Here is a 16,773-nt window from a genome sequence, read left to right as displayed (position 1 = left end):
TAATTCTAATTTTTTCTCTGTTTTTGTCTGATTGCTCTGTATATCCGGACTTTACATTGCAATCAGACCATCCTTCTTTGTTTACGAGTTACATGAAACTTTATTATCCCTTTACATACGGTATCAGCGTAAACTGGAACCGGAATAATACATCATCAAATCGGTACTGATCCAATACAACTGGACCACAACTATTAGAACCAATGCCATTTAATGCGTAGTCAACGCAAAATACTACACTATCTGATTCTGTCAATTCATAATTATGCGTTTTCTTTTCAAGTTCTTCCTGCGTATAATAAGAAGCATTGAATGAGAAGGCATTTTCCGCGGATACCACAATTCCATATCGACTGTTGTTAAGTTCTACATATTCACAATCATAATGGCTTCCATTTTCCTGTGGGCAAATATAATCCTCATGCAAATCGTCTACATTTGCCTGGTACAAACCGTGGCTCGCAGCCTGATGTTTGTCACAATAGCTTTCCTGTGGTCCCATTCCAAAGTATCGTGCAGCTGAAAGTTTTTTATCCAGGAACATCCTCACACCAAATCTTGGCAGGTCCGGGAATTCATCATCTTTTGTTACTTCAATATCTGCATCAATCTTTCCAGCAGCTTCTATTTTCCATGTGATCGTCACATCAAGAATCTTCTGTACTGTCTCTGCCACAACGGATGCATGGCTTGTAATTTTCACACCATGCTTTCCCTGCACGACCTCTGTCGTGTAAGCTCTTGTATAAGCTTTATCATAATGGGCTTTCTTCCATTCAGACTTGATGTACATATCGTTATCTGTTGGAGCTCTCCAAATATTTAATTCCATCGGATGGTTCAAGTATTCCCGCCCTGCGAATTTCATCTCTGTAAAGAGTGCAGTACGTTTGTCTATGGTATAAGCAAATTCACGTCCCTTGATATGGATCTGTGTATCATTTTCATTTACCTGTAACTCAGAGTCCACTGCTGTTTTTTGTAGCCATTTCTCAGCAAGTTTACATTTTGCACCGTCTTTGCTTACCTCAATTTCATCGAATCCAAGAATATGGTCTTCATCCAACAGTGGCAATTCCTTTTTCAGATGGTAAATAAATTTTAAATAACATTTTCCACTCTCCGGCACATTGATTTTAAGGTTTATTTTTCCTTCACTGTGTGGTGCTGCTGAAACTTCTGGAAGTTTACCTTTGCTGATTACAAGCCCGTCCTGCGTCAGTTCATAACTGATCTTCACATAATCTTTCAAGTCATCAAAATCCATGTAGTTATGAAGCACCAGTTCTCCGCTTTCTTTGTCATAGGAAATAACCCTTGCCGGACGATAAACATTCTTGTATTCCAAAAGTCCTGTATGTACCGTTCTGTCCGGATATACTAATCCATCCATACAGAAGTTGCCATCATGAATTTCTTCGCCATGGTCGCCCCCATAAGCATATATAGTCTTTCCATTCTCAGCAGTTCCATGAGCAATCGCATGGTCACACCATTCCCAGACAAAGCCGCCACACATTTTATCATTATCCTGAATCATCTGGAAGTAATCTTCAAAATCTCCAGGTCCGTTTCCCATACTGTGACAGTACTCTACCAAAAGGAAGGGTTTGCTTCCATCTTTATCCAGATATTCCTGAATTTCGGAAAGCGCCGGATACATCCGGCTGTACACATCCAGATTGCTGTAATCATATGTTTCATCATAATTACGGTATCTTGCACTCTCATATTGTGTGATGCGGTCTGGATCAAAATTCTTTGTCCATTCCAGTGCTTTTTCAAAGTTGCAGCCATAAGCACTCTCATTTCCCATTGACCACATAACAATACAGAAACGGTTTTTGTCACGTTCCACCATGAGTTTTACGCGATCAACGATTGCCTCTTCCCATGCCGGATCATCTGCAATCATCTCATTCCAGCGTTTGAACCGATTGTAATCGGTGTCTTCTTTTCTGTAGATCATAAATGGACCATGAGCTTCAATATCTGCTTCATCTATCACCATGAATCCATACTTGTCACACATTTCATAGAAAAATGGTGCGTTCGGATAGTGGCTGGAACGGATCGCATTAAAATTATGCTGCTTCATTAACGTAAGATCGGTTGTGAGCTGTTCCAGACTGATTGTAAATCCAGTAACCGGATCGGAATCATGTCGATTGACACCACGGAATTTAATCTTCTGTCCATTTAGGTAAATGACCTGATCTTTAATCTCTATCTTTCTTAATGCAATGTGATCTACAATTACTTCATTCTCTGTTTCAAGAATCAGTTTATATAGATATGGATTTTCTGTATTCCAAAGTTCCGGACTTGCAATTTCTAATACAGCTGTTCCTTCTTCAGCAATACTTCCTAGTGCTACAACTGCTCCGTTTCTATCTTCAATCGAAATTTTTACATTTAGGGGAGAGTAGAATTTCATTTCAATTTCTACTTTCGCCAGCATATCCTCAATTCTTGTTTTAATATGATAATCACTGATTGCCTGTTTTGGGCGTTTCAAAATGTACACATCCCGGAAAATACCACTCATACGGAATTTGTCCTGATCTTCCAAATAGGAACCATCACACCATTTCATTACCAACACTGCCACCGTATTCGTTCCATCCTGAAGTACATCGGTAACATCAAACTCACTGGTCATATGTGAAACCTGGCTGTATCCTATGTAAGAGCCATTGATCCATACATAAAAGCAGCTGTCTACTCCTTCAAAGTTCAAAAAAGCTTTTGATGCTTTCTCATCTCTGCTGTACTCAAAATTATGTACATAAGCTCCACACGGAATATCCTGTGGCACATATGGTGGATCAAACGGAAACGGATACCGGATGTTTGTATACTGGTGTGTATCATATCCTGCCATCTGCCATACACTTGGAACCTGAATCTCATCAAAATTTTCTGTATCATAATTTTTCTCAAAGAAAGAATCCTGAATGTCATAGATGCTGTTAAAATACTGGAATTTCCAAGTTCCATTCAATAACTGCATACGATCTGATTCTTCTCTGTGTTCCACCAAGTTATCCATTCTTTTGGATGCCGGAATATAATAGGCTCTGGCTGGCATTGTGTTTTCGTGCAGTACGCTTAGATTTTCATAATAACGTGGCACAATCATAAATAACTCTCCTCCAATACATATACTTTTTTGTTCTTTGTTTCCCTAAAGCAAACCTTATACTTTACTTTTCTGTTTACGTTCCTTAGTTATGCTATATATAGCTTATCCTAATCCGCAAAATATGTCTATGAATTGGATTAGACAAAATATGCACTAAATGATACAATGATAAAAAGTGCGAAAAGAGGTGCTGTCCTATGTATTTGAACACCGGTTATTTGAACAACTCACATATGGATTTCAAAGACAAAAGTCATCCGCTGATTGTAGGTAGCTGTGGTACTTACCGTCTTTCCAGACATCCCAAACTTCCTACCTACCGTCCAAGGGGTCGTCTGGATTATCAGATTATATATATCACTGCTGGTTGTGGGCATTTTCATTTTGATAATGTAAATAACGAAACGATTGTTCCAGCCGGCAACATTGTACTGTACAGACCGAAAGAACTTCAGAAATATGAATATTACGGAGAAGATAAGACAGAAGTATACTGGATTCACTTCACAGGAAGCAATGTGAAAAATATCTTACGTCAATATGGGTTTCCGGATAAAGAACGTGTCTTTCAAGTGGGTACATCTAATGAATATGAACAAATTTTCAAACGTATCATTATCGAGCTCCAACGCAGTCAAGATAATTATGAGGAAATGCTTGTCCTTTTGCTACGTCATCTTCTGATTAGTTTCCACCGGGAACTGACAAGAGAGCATATATTAAAAAATGAATATCTTGATCATGAGATGGATAATGCTGTTACCTTTTTCAGTGAAAACTACAATCAAAATATCAATATTGATGATTATGCTGCCTCACGAGGCATGAGTGTCAGCTGGTTTATCCGAAATTTCAAAAAATATACCGGTTCTACACCAATGCAATTCATTGTGGGAATCCGTATCAACAATGCTCAGATGTTACTTGAAACAACAACTTATTCCATCAATGAGATTTCTAAGATTGTCGGATATGATAACCAGCTTTATTTCAGCCGGCTTTTTCACAAGCTGAAAGGATATTCGCCAAGAGAATACCGAAAAATAAGAAATAAGTTATGGAATCTATAATGTCATAAAAACTAAATGTCAAAAAAGGATGCCACCGAATCAAAACAGATTACGTGACATCCTCTTCTTTTTATTAGTGCTATTTTATAAATTCAACCGAATAGTAATACATGTACTCATTATCTGTATTTATATGCTCCCCTGCAATATCCTGTATTGGCAACGAACTTAACCCTTTTTCTCCATAAATCAGTGCTGCTAATCCTTGCTCTGTTCCATACTCTATCTTGCATTTGTTTTCAATAGTCGTTGCTGATCTTCCATAATATTCCCTGTTTGTAACTCCCTCCAAAATTGGTATTTCTGTCATATATTTTGAATATTTATCTGCTGCGATGAGCTTTGCAGTAAAATTATCAAAATCCGGTGTAATGACAATCAATCCATTTGTGGAAGATTTCACATCTTCATAGGAAAGTTCCAAAACTTTTTTATGTGAAACTCGTTGCCCAAGCTGATATTCTGACAAGTAAATAGATAACGTTTTAAATGTATCCCTTGAATTGTATCGAAACATCATTGTTCCATCAATTCCTGATAACAATTCAGCAGTTTTCATTTCTATACTATCTGAGTCTACTGCTTCAATATAGTTTTACCTAATATTTCGCATAATTCTAAGTATACTGATACATCCGGCAAACAGATTCCTCGCTCCCATTTAGAAACAGACTTATCACTCATACCTATTTTTTCTGCCAGTTGCTTTTGTGTCATCCCCAATGACTTTCGCTTACCTGCAATGTATTTTCCAATTTTGATAAGATCCATCCATCTACCTCCTTTTTTATATTGATCATACTCTTTTTTAGAGAAAAAACATACCCCTCGAAGGTAGAATATGATTTTTAAGCCTGTCTAGTTTGCCAGATAAACGAAAGAGCTTATATATCGGATTCATATATAGCCTTACAGTTTTTATTACTGTATCCTATATATTCCATACACTGCAAGGAGGAAAGGAAAATGTACACTATGTCCCAGATCAATCATATCAAAGATTTAAGCAATTGTGGATACCGGATCAGCGAAATTTCAAAGAAAACTGGTGCCGATCCTAAAACAATCCGCAAATATCTTTCACAGGAGGACTTCTCTCCGGTACCGCCGGTTGTCCAGGCACAGCCATCTAAGCTGGATCCGTTTAAATCAGTTATCCAGGAGTGGCTTGATGATGATAAAAAGCACTGGCGCAAACAGCATCACACTGCACAGCGGATATATGAACGCCTGGTTGAAGAGCAGGGATATACAGGCAGCTACAGTGTTGTCCAGCGCTATCTCCCCAACTCACTCCCCCAACTTTTTCCCAATTCCATGCATAAATAGCGGTAATTTACGATAAGTCAAAATTTATTCTCCAACACGCAAAAAAACCTTGAATCATCCCATTTTCATAGGAAATTCAAGGTTTTTCGTTGATTTACATGATAATCATACGGTTCAAATTCTTATGCGAACTGTAAGATTATGCGTTCATCTGATTTGCGACTTTTGGCTTACATTCCAGCCTGTTTAGCAACCTCAGCTGCAAAATCGTCTTCACGTTTTTCCATACCTTCACCTGTCTCGAAACGTACGAAAGATTTAACAGCGATAGGTGCACCAACTTCTTTAGCTACAGATTCAACATATTTGCCAACGGACTGTTTACCGTCTTCAGCTTTAACATAAACCTGATCAAGAAGGCAGATTTCCTTTAATTCTTTGTTGATACGACCTGTTACGATACCATCGATAACCTTAGCTGGTTTCTGAGATTCCTTAGGATCGTTCATGATCTGAGCAAGAAGGATTTCTTTCTCGTGTGCGATATGCTCTGCACTTACTTCGTTACGGTTTGTGAACTGAGGCTTAAGAGCTGCAACCTGCATACAAACATTCTTGCCGCATTCTTCAACTGCTTCAGCGGATGCTGTTGTATCCATGTTAACCAGAACGCCAATCTTACCGCCTGCGTGGATGTAAGAAGCGATAACACCGTTTTCGTTTGTCACTTTCTCAAATCTTCTGATGCTCAGTTTCTCACCAATCTTAGCAACCATCTGGGAAAGTTCCTGTTCTACTGTGAAAGAAGCATCATCGATCCATGGTTCAGCCATGAATGCTTCCATTGTTGTGTTGTTGGAAGCCAGTACCTGTGCAGCTACACGTGCAACGTATGACTGGAATACTTCATTCTTAGCAACGAAGTCTGTTTCAGCATTAACTTCAACGATAGCAGCGGATTTCTTGTCATCGGAAACAAGTGTTGCTACGATACCTTCTGCTGCGATTCTGGATGCTTTCTTAGCTGCTGCTGCAAGACCTTTTTCTCTAAGGAATTCTACAGCTTTGTCCATATCGCCGTCTACTTCGTTCAGTGCTTTCTTGCAGTCCATCATGCCTGCGCCTGTCATTTCTCTTAATTCTTTTACCATTGCTGCGGTAATTGCCATGATTCTATTCCTCCGTTATTCATATAATATATAAAAATAATATCATTTAGTTTAAAAAGCTGTCTCAAAGCTTATCCGGCCCCGAGACAGCCTGAACTATTTATTCAACGAACAAATCAGTCTCTATAATTATTCTGCATCAGCTTCAGCTGCTTCTGCTTCAGTTGTTTCAGCATCTGCACCCTGTTTTGCTTCGATAACAGCATCTGCCATCTTGGAAACGATCAGTTTAACTGCTCTGATAGCATCATCGTTACCTGGGATAACGTAATCCAGTTCTTCTGGGTCACAGTTTGTATCTGCGATACCGATCAGTGGAATACCAAGGATGTGTGCTTCCTGTACACAGATTCTTTCCTTCTTAGGATCTACGATGAAGATTGCATCTGGGATTCTCTTCATATCCTTGATACCGCCAAGGTTCTTCTCAAGCTTCTCCCATTCTTTCTTCAGTTCGATAACTTCCTTCTTAGGAAGAACTTCGAATGTACCGTCTTCAGACATCTTCTCGATTGCTTTGAGTCTTGCGATTCTGCTTTCGATTGTCTTGAAGTTAGTCAGCATACCGCCTAACCATCTCTGGTTAACATAGTACATACCACAACGTTCTGCTTCTGCTTTGATTGCATCCTGTGCCTGTTTCTTAGTACCAACAAAAAGGATTGTGCCGCCATCTGCAACGATATCTTTGATTGCATTGTAAGCATCGTCAACCATACCTACAGACTTCTGAAGATCGATGATATAGATACCATTTCTCTCTGTGTAGATATAAGGAGCCATCTTAGGGTTCCATCTTCTTGTCTGATGTCCGAAATGAACACCGGCTTCCAGTAACTGTTTCATTGAAATAACGCTCATTTTAATACCTCCATGGTTTTGTTCTTCCGCAGACGTCCTCTCCGGGTTCAACCCTGTGGGCACCATTCCCGAAATCAATCTGCGTGTCTTTTTTTACCGAATAGCATTATAACATAAAGGCCTGCCAATGGCAAGCCTTTTCATAAAATTCCTTCTGATTCGTGTAATTCTTACAATTAAATCTGTTAAACCCGATCAACTCAAGCCTATAATTTCTTTAATTCATCAAAAACCACGTCATTCAAAACCTTAATATATGTTCCCTTCATACCGGAAGAACGGGATTCGATTACCCCGGCGCTTTCGAACTTACGAAGTGCATTCACAATAACGGATCGTGTAATACCTACCCGGTCTGCAATTTTACTGGCAACAAGAATTCCTTCATTACCATCCAGTTCTTCAAAAATATGTGTGATAGCCTCTAATTCTGAGAATGACAGTGTACTGATAGCTGACTTGACGATCTGAACCTTTCTTGTCTCTTCTGCATTCTCCTCGTTGACGGAACGAAGCATTTCAAGACCAACGACGGTGGTGCCATATTCGCTCAATATAATGTCATCAATTTCATATGGCTTATCCTTGCGATAAATAAACAATGTACCCAAACGCTCAGCTGCAATATCTATCGGGGTAATAATAGCCTGATAGGTGTTGATGTCGTCGCTCTCAAAGCCAAGTGTCAGCAAATTGACATTCTCCTTTGTAGAAAGGACACTTAATAATCTCTCGTTCAGCATTTCATCAATATGTCCGCCTACAGCATCCACAATCAGTTCATGCAGTTCTGCAATATCCGGTCGATTCTTAATACCGAGTACTTTGCCTTTACGACTGATCACAAGAATGTTGGATTCCAGTATTTCACTGAGCACTTCGCATATGTCGTTAAAGACAACCATATGTGAATTATTGTTATGCAGTAATTTATTTATTTTACGTGTTTTATCTAACAATTGTACGCTCATATCAAATCCTTCTTTCTTTTAAGATTGCCATTATTACTTTCTCATTCTATCATGAAAATTCCAACATAACAAGGGGAATGTTGGAAAATTTCAAATTTTATTATTAATTAAGAAAATTATACCTACAATTAGGATGAAAAACGACATAAGCACAGACGTTTCCGCAAACTGAATGTTAAATTTAGGTAAAAACAGACAATACACTTTGTCACATTACAAAGAAAAACAAAAAAAGAATCTGTCCATAAAATCTTTTCAGACTTATCAGACAGATTCTTCTATCACTTAAGGACTATTGGTCTTCTTCTTTTGGATTGGCCATGACAAAGCCGCAGGTTTCATTCATACATACAAGCTTATTGCCTTTATGCAAAAGAACACTTCCGCATTCCGGACACTTCTTATCCGACGGACGCTGCCAGGTCATAAAATCGCATTCAGGATTGCCCATACAGCCATAATAACGGCGACCTTTCTTCGTCTTCTTAATGACGATATCCTTACCGCACTTCGGACAGCTTACGCCGATTTTCTCGAAGTACGTCTTGGTATTTCTGCATTCAGGGAATCCCGGACATGCCAGGAACTTACCGTGAGGACCATACTTGATGACCATCATACGACCGCACTGATCGCACTGGACATCTGAGACTTCATCTTCAATCTTAACCTCTTCCAACTCTTTTTCAGCCTTCTGAACTGCTTCATCCAGATCCGGATAGAAATTACGGATAACAGTCTTGTAATTCACAACACCTTCACCGACTTTATCCAGTAAATACTCCAGATTGGCTGTAAAGTTCACATCCACAATACTTGGGAAGGACTGTACCATCATTCGATTAACCACTTCACCTAATTCTGTAACATAGAGATTCTTGTTCTCCTTTGCCACATATCTTCGAGAAATAATGGTTGTAATTGTTGGCGCATACGTACTTGGTCGGCCAATACCGAGTTCTTCCATTGTCTTGACAAGGGATGCCTCTGTGTAATGTGCCGGCGGCTGTGTAAAATGCTGTTTTGCGTCAAAATTCTTGAAACTCAACTGACTGTCTTTATTGATCTTTCTGGCCAGCACATTGTTCTCAGCCTTTTCATCGTCCGGTTTATATACAGACATAAAACCTTCAAAAGCAAGTCTTGAAGTTGATACCGTAAACAAGTATCCTGCCGCTTCTATCTTGATGTTGGTTGTCTCGTAGACAGCCTCTTTCATACGGCTGGCAACAAAACGATTCCAAATAAGCTGATACAAACGGAACTGGTCTCTGCTGAGGGACTCCTTGACCTTGACCGGCAGCTGATCAAGATATGTCGGACGGATTGCTTCATGGGCATCCTGGATCTTCTTGCCAGACTCTGCGGTCTTAGGTGCTGCGGCGACATATTCCTGGCCATAATTCTCAGCAATGAAGTTTCTCGCGTTGCTGTCAGCTTCTTCTGAGATACGAATAGAATCTGTTCTCAGGTATGTGATCAGACCAACGGTTCCCAGTCCCTGAATATCGACACCTTCATACAGCTGCTGTGCGAGGCGCATCGTCTTCTGCGTTGAGTAATTCAGCTGCTTGGAAGCCTCCTGTTGTAAAGTACTTGTTGTAAACGGAACAGGCGCTTTTCTTGTTCGCTCACCGGTTTTAATGTCCACGATCTGATACGCGGCATCCTTGAGTGCATCCATGATTGCATCCAGCTCTTTCTGAGAATGGATCTCAATCTTCTCCTTTTTCTTGCCATAGAACTTGGCCGTCAGCGGCTTCTTTTCACCGCTGACATTTAAAACAGCGTCCAGTGACCAGTATTCCTTCGGAATAAAAGCATCAATCTCCTGTTCTCTGTCACAGATCAAACGAAGCGCAACTGACTGAACACGCCCCGCACTTAAACCGCGTTTAACCTTGCTCCAAAGAAGCGGGCTTATACGATAACCGACCATTCGGTCAAGCATTCTGCGCGCCTGCTGTGCATCCACCAGGTCCATATCGATCTTACGAGGATGTTTAATAGCCGTCTTAACCGCATTCTTTGTGATCTCATTGAATGTAATACGATTGGTATGTGCTTCATCCAGCTTCAATGCCGTTGCCAGATGCCATGATATTGCTTCTCCTTCACGGTCCGGGTCAGTTGCGAGATAAATCTTATCTGCCTTCTTGGCTTCTTTACGCAACATTGCCAATATATCCCCTTTACCCCTGATTGTGATATATTTTGGTTCATAATCATCTTCAACATCGATACCCAGTCGGCTCTTCGGCAAGTCTCTTACGTGTCCGTTAGAGGCTACAACATGATAATTTGAACCCAAAAACTTATTAATTGTCTTCGCCTTGGCCGGGGATTCAACAATAACTAAATATTTAGCCACAGCCTTTTCCTCCACATCTATATACTTAACACATATTGATTTTTTCCTACTCTGTGTATAATTCCCTTCAATTCCATCCTAACCAGACAGTGAATGATACACTGCACATCCATACCGGTCAGCGCAGCAATCTCATCTGCACTTCTGGGAACTAAACATATGCTAGCATACACTACTTTTTCAGAATTATCAAGCGTAATATTATTTTTTTTATATTCCCTGGCCAGAATGCCGAATTCTTCAAGAATGTCCGATGGCTGCATCACCAGCTTGGCACCGGCCCGAATCAGCTGGTTACATCCTTCACTTAAAGCATCATCTATCCTACCCGGAACAGCAAAAATATCCTTGCCCAGATCCAAACCATGTTCAACGGTAGTCAGAGTTCCGCTCTTTTGCTTGGCTTCTGTGACTACAATACCCTTTGCCAATGCAGCAATCAGACGATTCCTTCTCGGAAAATGATATCCCTCCGGTTTTGTCCCCGGAGGAAATTCAGAAAGAATCCCACCGTTTCTGCTGATCTCCGTATAGAGATCAATATTCTCCCGTGGATAACAGACATCAACACCGCATCCAAGAACAGCAAAGGTACGTCCGCCTTCTTCCAGTGCGCCCCAATGAGCAGCGCTGTCACTGCCCCTGGCCATTCCACTGACAACAGTCAGACCGGAAGCAGCGATACCGCGTGCGAGCATCCTGCTGACCTGTCGGCCGTAACTGCTGCATTGTCTGGCTCCGATCAGTGCGATCATCCACTCTTCCGGGGCTGGTATGCTTCCAAGAAAATATAAAACAATGGGCGGATCATGAAGTGATTTCAACATATCAGGATAATGTGTATCCACAATGGAAAGGCATTGAATGCCCTTTGCCTTCATCTGTGCATAGGCACGGCAGATTCTGTCCCTGTTTCTACTATATATAATACTCTGAAGCTGTTTTTCACTCACAATATGACGACCGGCGATTGTTTTCTTATCAGCTTCATATAATACTCGGATATCTCCGTCGAAAGCATTTAACAACTTAAGCGCTGTTACGTTCCCAATACCGGGAATTGTTCCAAGCCAGAGCCAGTATTCATCCTTTTCCATTGCCGCTTCCCCAATACCTCCCATCCAAACACTTATAGAACACTGCTTCACTTATATCATCTGTCGTAATCCTCAAATGTCCCGAAAGATCTGCAATGGTCCGTGCAACCTTCAAAATCTTATGGTATGTCCGCGCACTCAGATCATACTGTTCATAAATATTCTTCATCAACATCCGTTCTTCTGCTTCAAGCGCACAATATCTCTCCACATCCCTGTCATGCAGCTGTGAATTATATCTATAACAGGTTCCGCTGTAACGTGCATCCTGCATGGCCCGGGCTTGTTCCACCCGCTTCAGAATCTGAGCTGAACGCTCTTCATCTGACGCAGCTTCCTGTAAAGACTCAATTCTGGCCGGAAGCACCTCTATATTCAAATCAATCCGATCCATCAGTGGTTGGCTGATTCTGCCAATATAACGTCTGATCTGTAAAGGTGTACAATGGCACTTCCGTACGTCAGGGATAATAGCCGCATCGGCATGGATTAATCGCTGCCACCAGCATAAATCCTGCTGGAAACACACACATCGCCTGCAAACGATTGATCATTATATGGCCGGTCTCTATGGGCTGACGCATTACTTCCATGGCCGCGGAACTAAATTCTGTTAATTCATCCAAAAACAGTACCCCCCTGTGAGCCAGGCTGATCTCCCCAGGCTTTGGCAATCTGCCGCCTCCAGCCAATGCCACATCAGAAGCCGTATGGTGCGGACTTCTGAAAGGCCGTGTCGTGATCAATCCCTCTGCAGGCTTCAGCAATCCTGCAGCACTGTAAATTTCAGACACTTCCAGACATTCTTCCCATGTCATCTTCGGCAAAATTGTCGGCAGGCGTCTTGCCGCCATGGACTTTCCTGCTCCGGGAGGCCCGATCAGCATCGTATGATGCATCCCTGCAGCAGCGATCTCAAGTCCTCGCTTCATCGTGTGCTGCCCGCAAATGTCACTGAAATCCAGCTGTGATATCTGCCCTTCTGATCGTTCAAGCAAAGTATCCCTGTCGATATATGCCGGCTCAATAACCAGACGTCCATCCAGGAAGCCAATGAGTTCCTGTAATGTATGTACACCATAGACCTCTATACCATCAACAGCTGCCCCTTCAAAGGCATTCATTGCAGGTACAATACACTTAGTCATCCCCATCCTCTTCGCCATCAAAACAACAGATAAAACACCATTAACAGGGCGCACACTGCCGTCCAGACTCAATTCACCGATCAATACGGTATGTTCCAGACTTTCCGGCATAATAAAGCCATAAGCACACAAAACAGCCGATGCAATGGCTAGATCACAGATCGTTCCCGACTTGCGTACATCTGCCGGTGAAAGATTCACAATGATACGTCTCGGTTCCAATTTGAAACCGGCATTCCGAATAGCAGTTCTAACACGCTCCTTCGCCTCCTTCACCTCTGCTGATAAATAGCCTACCATCTCAAAATAAGGCAGTCCGCCGCTGACATCTGCCTCAACAGTGATCATATCACTTCTCATTCCCAGCAGGACTGCACTGATTGTCTTACTAAACATTTCTGCACCTTTCCTGCAGCAAATACTTCAATCCCCTGACTCACATTATATCTGACAGACAAAAACGTCGCAATTATCATTCATCGACAGTTTTCACAATATACTTTGAGCTTTGTCGACAAATGACAGGTGATTTATCGGATAAAGTCTGGTATAATGTCATCATACATTCATTTTCAGTTTTTACTGATAGGAAAAGACATTTATTGGAGGTTTGTTTATGCGAGCAGTTATACAGCGCGTATCCCGCGCAAGTGTTGATGTTGATAATGAGACCATCGGAAGCATAGAAAGAGGCTTTCTTGTTCTTCTCGGTGTTGCTGATGATGATACGGAAGAAGACATGGCGTATCTTGTGAAGAAGATTACTCAGATGCGAATATTTGAAGATGAAGCAGGCAAGATGAATCTTTCTTTAAGGGATGTCGGCGGTGAGCTCCTGATTATTTCCCAATTCACACTGTTTGCCAGCACGAAGAAAGGCAACCGTCCGAGCTTTACAGAAGCCGGTGCTCCTGATTTTTCCAAGGATATGTATCTGAAGTTTATTGCAGCCTGCCGTGATTGCGGCATACATACAGAAGAAGGAGAATTCGGCGCTCATATGATGGTTTCACTGGTGAACGATGGTCCTGTGACGATTACGATCGACAGCAAGCAGAGACATTGATTCACAGCATCACTGTTATACATATGATGAACCCAGCGTCTTTGAATCATTATGCATAAGCAGCAGGAAGACATCCTTATTCGAGGATGCCTTCAATTTCTATTACTTTTTGATAAATTGCCTCTGCCAGCAATCGATGACTCTCAGGGTCCATATGTTCCTGATCGGCTGCACTTGGCTTTGCATATGCAGCCGCATTAAGAAATGCAATATTTTCTTTTTCTGCAATCTGACGATAAACTTTTGCCAGATGCTTTGAGACAGCGACAGATTTCTCCGAGAACTCCGGATCATATCCCGGTTTCCAGACTTTCTCTCCCAGCCAGATGGGCGATATGAGCAGAATTTTACTGTCAGGTGCACCCCCTCGTATTTGCCCGACAATTTTTTCAATACCTTTTCCAATCATTTCCGCTGACGCGCCATAGGCTGCCTTGCAGTCATTGGTTCCCAGCATGACGATGATCAGATCTGCGTGCTGATGTGTTTCAAGCAAAGCCGGGAGCATACGAGAGCCATTTCGATTGTCCCGCAGCGGATCCTCGAAGATGGTTGTCCGTCCGCACAGTCCTTCCTCTTCAATATGATATTTGCCATAGCCCAGCTTTTCATTCAACAAGCTGGTCCATCGTACACCCCAGGGATATCTCTCCCCGTTTTCAGGAATATACCCATATGTATTAGAATCTCCAAAACACACAATCTGCTTCATATCTATCTCACCTCTTGCCTTTATCACTAAATTGTACGTGTCATTTCTCCTTGGATATGCATTAATCATACTATCCAGATATGATATAGTCAAATAGATATTTTTTATAACCTGCTATTATTAAAAGCGGGCCCTGAATTTCAAGACCCGCTTTAAATGTGTGATTACATTGAACTGTACTAAATTTCCATCTCCATTAAGGCCATGCCTAATGCTTTACCATGTTTATCAATGGCCAGTGAACGTGTAACACCACCGCCAAGTGTCTTATCAAGCACAAAATTCATAGCGCAGATGCTGTCAATATCATAGCGAACAACTTCACCTTTGCAGATTTCACCAAAATATGCTTTTACAACTTCCGGTGTTACCTTTTCTTTCAGCATTTCATAATCTTCTTTTTTGTATGGGATTAATGAAATGTTTGAAATATCACCTTTATCACCTGTTCTTGAATGTGCAATTTCTTTTAATTTCATAATAATTAAACCTCCTTATAGCCTACTTCAATCTTGATAATATCTCTAGGTACAAATATTGAACAAATTGATACGATTTCTGAAACTTTCTTTGTTGCGCCGGCACCGCCTGCTGGACCGTTTGTATAAAGTGCTTCTACTTCATTTGCGATTAATGTTGCATTTGCTTTATCTTTTGTTCTGCCGCTGACACGGAGTCTGATTTCAGGGAATACATCCGGTGCATACTGGTCAGAGATCTCTGATTTATAAAGAGAATTATAACCGATATAGTCAATACGGAACTCTTCCATTTCAACACCAACCAGTTTCAGACGCTTTTCTACAATATCCGCAGCCAGCTTTGCACGATTCATACAGTTCATACCACCGTAGCTGATCTCGCCTTCACCAATAAAGCAGTCTTTATAACCAACACTGACTTTTAATGTCTCAGGTTTGCCATGGGAAGTTGCATGGGCAGCTTCAACTCTGTCTTTGCCTACCTGTGTAAATGTGACATGTGAAAAGTCGGCAATTGTATCCGGTGTCAGATATCTCTCAGGGTTATGGATTTCATAGATCATCTGCTCTTTGCATGTATCCTCACATACCAGACCGCCGGATCCTTCAACCTTTGTCACAACAAATTTACCTGTTTCATCGATTTCAATAAGCGGGAATCCCAGTCTGTCAAGATCAGGCACATCTTTATAACCAGGATCTGCATAATAGCCGCCGGTTACCTGACCCGCACACTCCAGAAGGTGGCCGACTAATGTAGCCTGTCCCATCTTATCAGCATCATCTTTAATATTCCAGCCGAATTCATGTACAAGGGGTCCAATTGATAAGGCCGGGTCAGATACACGACCGGTGATAACGATATCAGCACCATTTTCAAGGGCTTCAATAATACCTTCTGCACCAAGATAAACATTGGTAGAAAGAATAGATTCTTTGATATCCCCCAGTTTGCAATCCAATTCAAGGACATCATTATCATAATATTTTTCAATCTGAGGTGTAATATCATCACCTGTTACATAAGCGATTTTTAATCCGCTGACGCCCAGTTCTTTTGCAATTTCAGCTGTCTTCTCAGCAGCAGCTACCGGATTGGCTGCACCCATGTTTGTGATAACTTTGATATGATTATCTTTGGCGAGCTTAAGGATCTTTCTCATTCTTGCCTCAAGAAGCTGATTGTAGCCTTTTGTCGGGTCTTTCATCTTATCCTGCTGGCCAATGGCAATTGTTCTTTCAGCCAGGCATTCAAAGATAATATAATCCAGATTTCCTTTTTCCATTAATTCTACTGCAGGTTCAATACGGTCTCCTGCATAACCTGCGCCACTTCCGATTCTGATTTTTTTCATAATAAGGTCACTCCTTTTTATTCTGTCATAGCTTTGCTTAAAACAAGCACTTTAAAT

16 protein-coding genes are annotated in these 16,773 nt (G+C 41.3%); 3 read left to right on the top strand and 13 right to left on the bottom strand.

Features of this window, described 5'->3' with window-relative positions:
• Positions 1-103: 103 nt before the first annotated feature.
• Complete coding sequence (locus NBH03_RS02775; RefSeq protein WP_250796859.1) at positions 104-3,142, bottom strand: glycoside hydrolase family 2 TIM barrel-domain containing protein; 3,039 nt, start codon at positions 3,140-3,142, stop codon at positions 104-106.
• Positions 3,143-3,342: 200 nt separating this feature from the next.
• Between NBH03_RS02775 and NBH03_RS02770 the strand changes: the two genes are divergently transcribed.
• On the top strand, positions 3,343-4,215 hold the full coding sequence (locus NBH03_RS02770; RefSeq protein ID WP_250796857.1) for an AraC family transcriptional regulator: 873 nt from the start codon (positions 3,343-3,345) through the stop codon (positions 4,213-4,215).
• A gap of 79 nt (positions 4,216-4,294) precedes the next feature.
• On the opposite strand, the gene NBH03_RS02765 is transcribed toward NBH03_RS02770, so the two are convergent.
• Both NBH03_RS02765 and NBH03_RS02760 read right to left on the bottom strand, forming a co-directional pair.
• Positions 4,295-4,774: a hypothetical protein gene (locus NBH03_RS02765; RefSeq protein WP_250796854.1), complete on the bottom strand. Its 480-nt coding sequence runs from the start codon at positions 4,772-4,774 to the stop codon at positions 4,295-4,297.
• A 17-nt stretch (positions 4,775-4,791) separates the two neighbouring features.
• Positions 4,792-4,986 carry a helix-turn-helix domain-containing protein gene (locus NBH03_RS02760; RefSeq protein WP_227081273.1) on the bottom strand — a complete coding sequence of 65 codons (195 nt, stop codon included), beginning with the start codon at positions 4,984-4,986 and terminating at the stop codon, positions 4,792-4,794.
• 195 nt (positions 4,987-5,181) lie between these two features.
• Between NBH03_RS02760 and NBH03_RS02755 the strand changes: the two genes are divergently transcribed.
• The gene (locus NBH03_RS02755; RefSeq protein WP_250796847.1) at positions 5,182-5,544 is read left to right on the top strand and encodes a hypothetical protein; all 363 of its coding nucleotides are present in this window, start codon (positions 5,182-5,184) and stop codon (positions 5,542-5,544) included.
• Between the two features lie 170 nt (positions 5,545-5,714).
• Here the strand turns inward: NBH03_RS02755 and tsf are convergent, their stop codons facing one another.
• The 7 genes from tsf to NBH03_RS02725 all read right to left on the bottom strand — a co-directional run bounded on the left by tsf (position 5,715) and on the right by NBH03_RS02725 (position 13,497).
• Complete coding sequence (gene tsf / locus NBH03_RS02750) at positions 5,715-6,653, bottom strand: translation elongation factor Ts (protein WP_015514515.1); 939 nt, start codon at positions 6,651-6,653, stop codon at positions 5,715-5,717.
• Positions 6,654-6,782: 129 nt separating this feature from the next.
• Positions 6,783-7,514, bottom strand: coding sequence for a 30S ribosomal protein S2 (rpsB, locus tag NBH03_RS02745; protein WP_015514516.1), 732 nt, complete (start codon positions 7,512-7,514; stop codon positions 6,783-6,785).
• Positions 7,515-7,720: 206 nt separating this feature from the next.
• Entirely contained in the window at positions 7,721-8,485 is a 765-nt protein-coding gene (gene codY / locus NBH03_RS02740) for a GTP-sensing pleiotropic transcriptional regulator CodY (RefSeq protein ID WP_015514517.1), read from the bottom strand.
• Between the two features lie 292 nt (positions 8,486-8,777).
• Positions 8,778-10,856, bottom strand: a complete 2,079-nt coding sequence (topA, locus tag NBH03_RS02735; protein ID WP_250796841.1) for a type I DNA topoisomerase — start codon at positions 10,854-10,856, stop codon at positions 8,778-8,780.
• 17 nt (positions 10,857-10,873) lie between these two features.
• The gene (gene dprA, locus NBH03_RS02730; RefSeq protein ID WP_250796836.1) at positions 10,874-11,953 is read right to left on the bottom strand and encodes a DNA-processing protein DprA; all 1,080 of its coding nucleotides are present in this window, start codon (positions 11,951-11,953) and stop codon (positions 10,874-10,876) included.
• Entirely contained in the window at positions 11,940-12,347 is a 408-nt protein-coding gene (locus tag NBH03_RS15965) for a magnesium chelatase subunit ChlI family protein (RefSeq protein ID WP_334303170.1), read from the bottom strand. The genes dprA and NBH03_RS15965 overlap by 14 nt, the downstream gene beginning before the upstream one ends.
• A gap of 67 nt (positions 12,348-12,414) precedes the next feature.
• Positions 12,415-13,497, bottom strand: coding sequence for a YifB family Mg chelatase-like AAA ATPase (locus NBH03_RS02725; RefSeq protein ID WP_330663646.1), 1,083 nt, complete (start codon positions 13,495-13,497; stop codon positions 12,415-12,417).
• Positions 13,498-13,717: 220 nt separating this feature from the next.
• Between NBH03_RS02725 and dtd the strand changes: the two genes are divergently transcribed.
• Entirely contained in the window at positions 13,718-14,167 is a 450-nt protein-coding gene (gene dtd / locus NBH03_RS02720) for a D-aminoacyl-tRNA deacylase (RefSeq protein ID WP_250796832.1), read from the top strand.
• Between the two features lie 76 nt (positions 14,168-14,243).
• On the opposite strand, the gene NBH03_RS02715 is transcribed toward dtd, so the two are convergent.
• The 3 genes from NBH03_RS02715 to NBH03_RS02705 form a co-directional block, all read right to left on the bottom strand.
• Positions 14,244-14,879 (bottom strand): GDSL-type esterase/lipase family protein, encoded by a 636-nt coding sequence (locus NBH03_RS02715; RefSeq protein WP_250796817.1) that lies wholly within the window; start codon positions 14,877-14,879, stop codon positions 14,244-14,246.
• 179 nt (positions 14,880-15,058) lie between these two features.
• Complete coding sequence (locus tag NBH03_RS02710) at positions 15,059-15,358, bottom strand: AtuA-related protein (RefSeq protein WP_117528632.1); 300 nt, start codon at positions 15,356-15,358, stop codon at positions 15,059-15,061.
• A gap of 5 nt (positions 15,359-15,363) precedes the next feature.
• Positions 15,364-16,716, bottom strand: coding sequence for an acyclic terpene utilization AtuA family protein (locus NBH03_RS02705; RefSeq protein WP_250796812.1), 1,353 nt, complete (start codon positions 16,714-16,716; stop codon positions 15,364-15,366).
• Positions 16,717-16,773 lie beyond the last annotated feature (57 nt).

It is taken from the genome of Coprococcus intestinalis (assembly GCF_023656595.1).
In the GTDB taxonomy this organism is placed as follows: Bacteria; Bacillota; Clostridia; order Lachnospirales; family Lachnospiraceae; genus Coprococcus_A; species Coprococcus_A intestinihominis.
The sequence above is the reverse complement of the archived record's forward strand: the minus strand, read 5'-3'. Positions and strand labels throughout refer to the sequence as shown.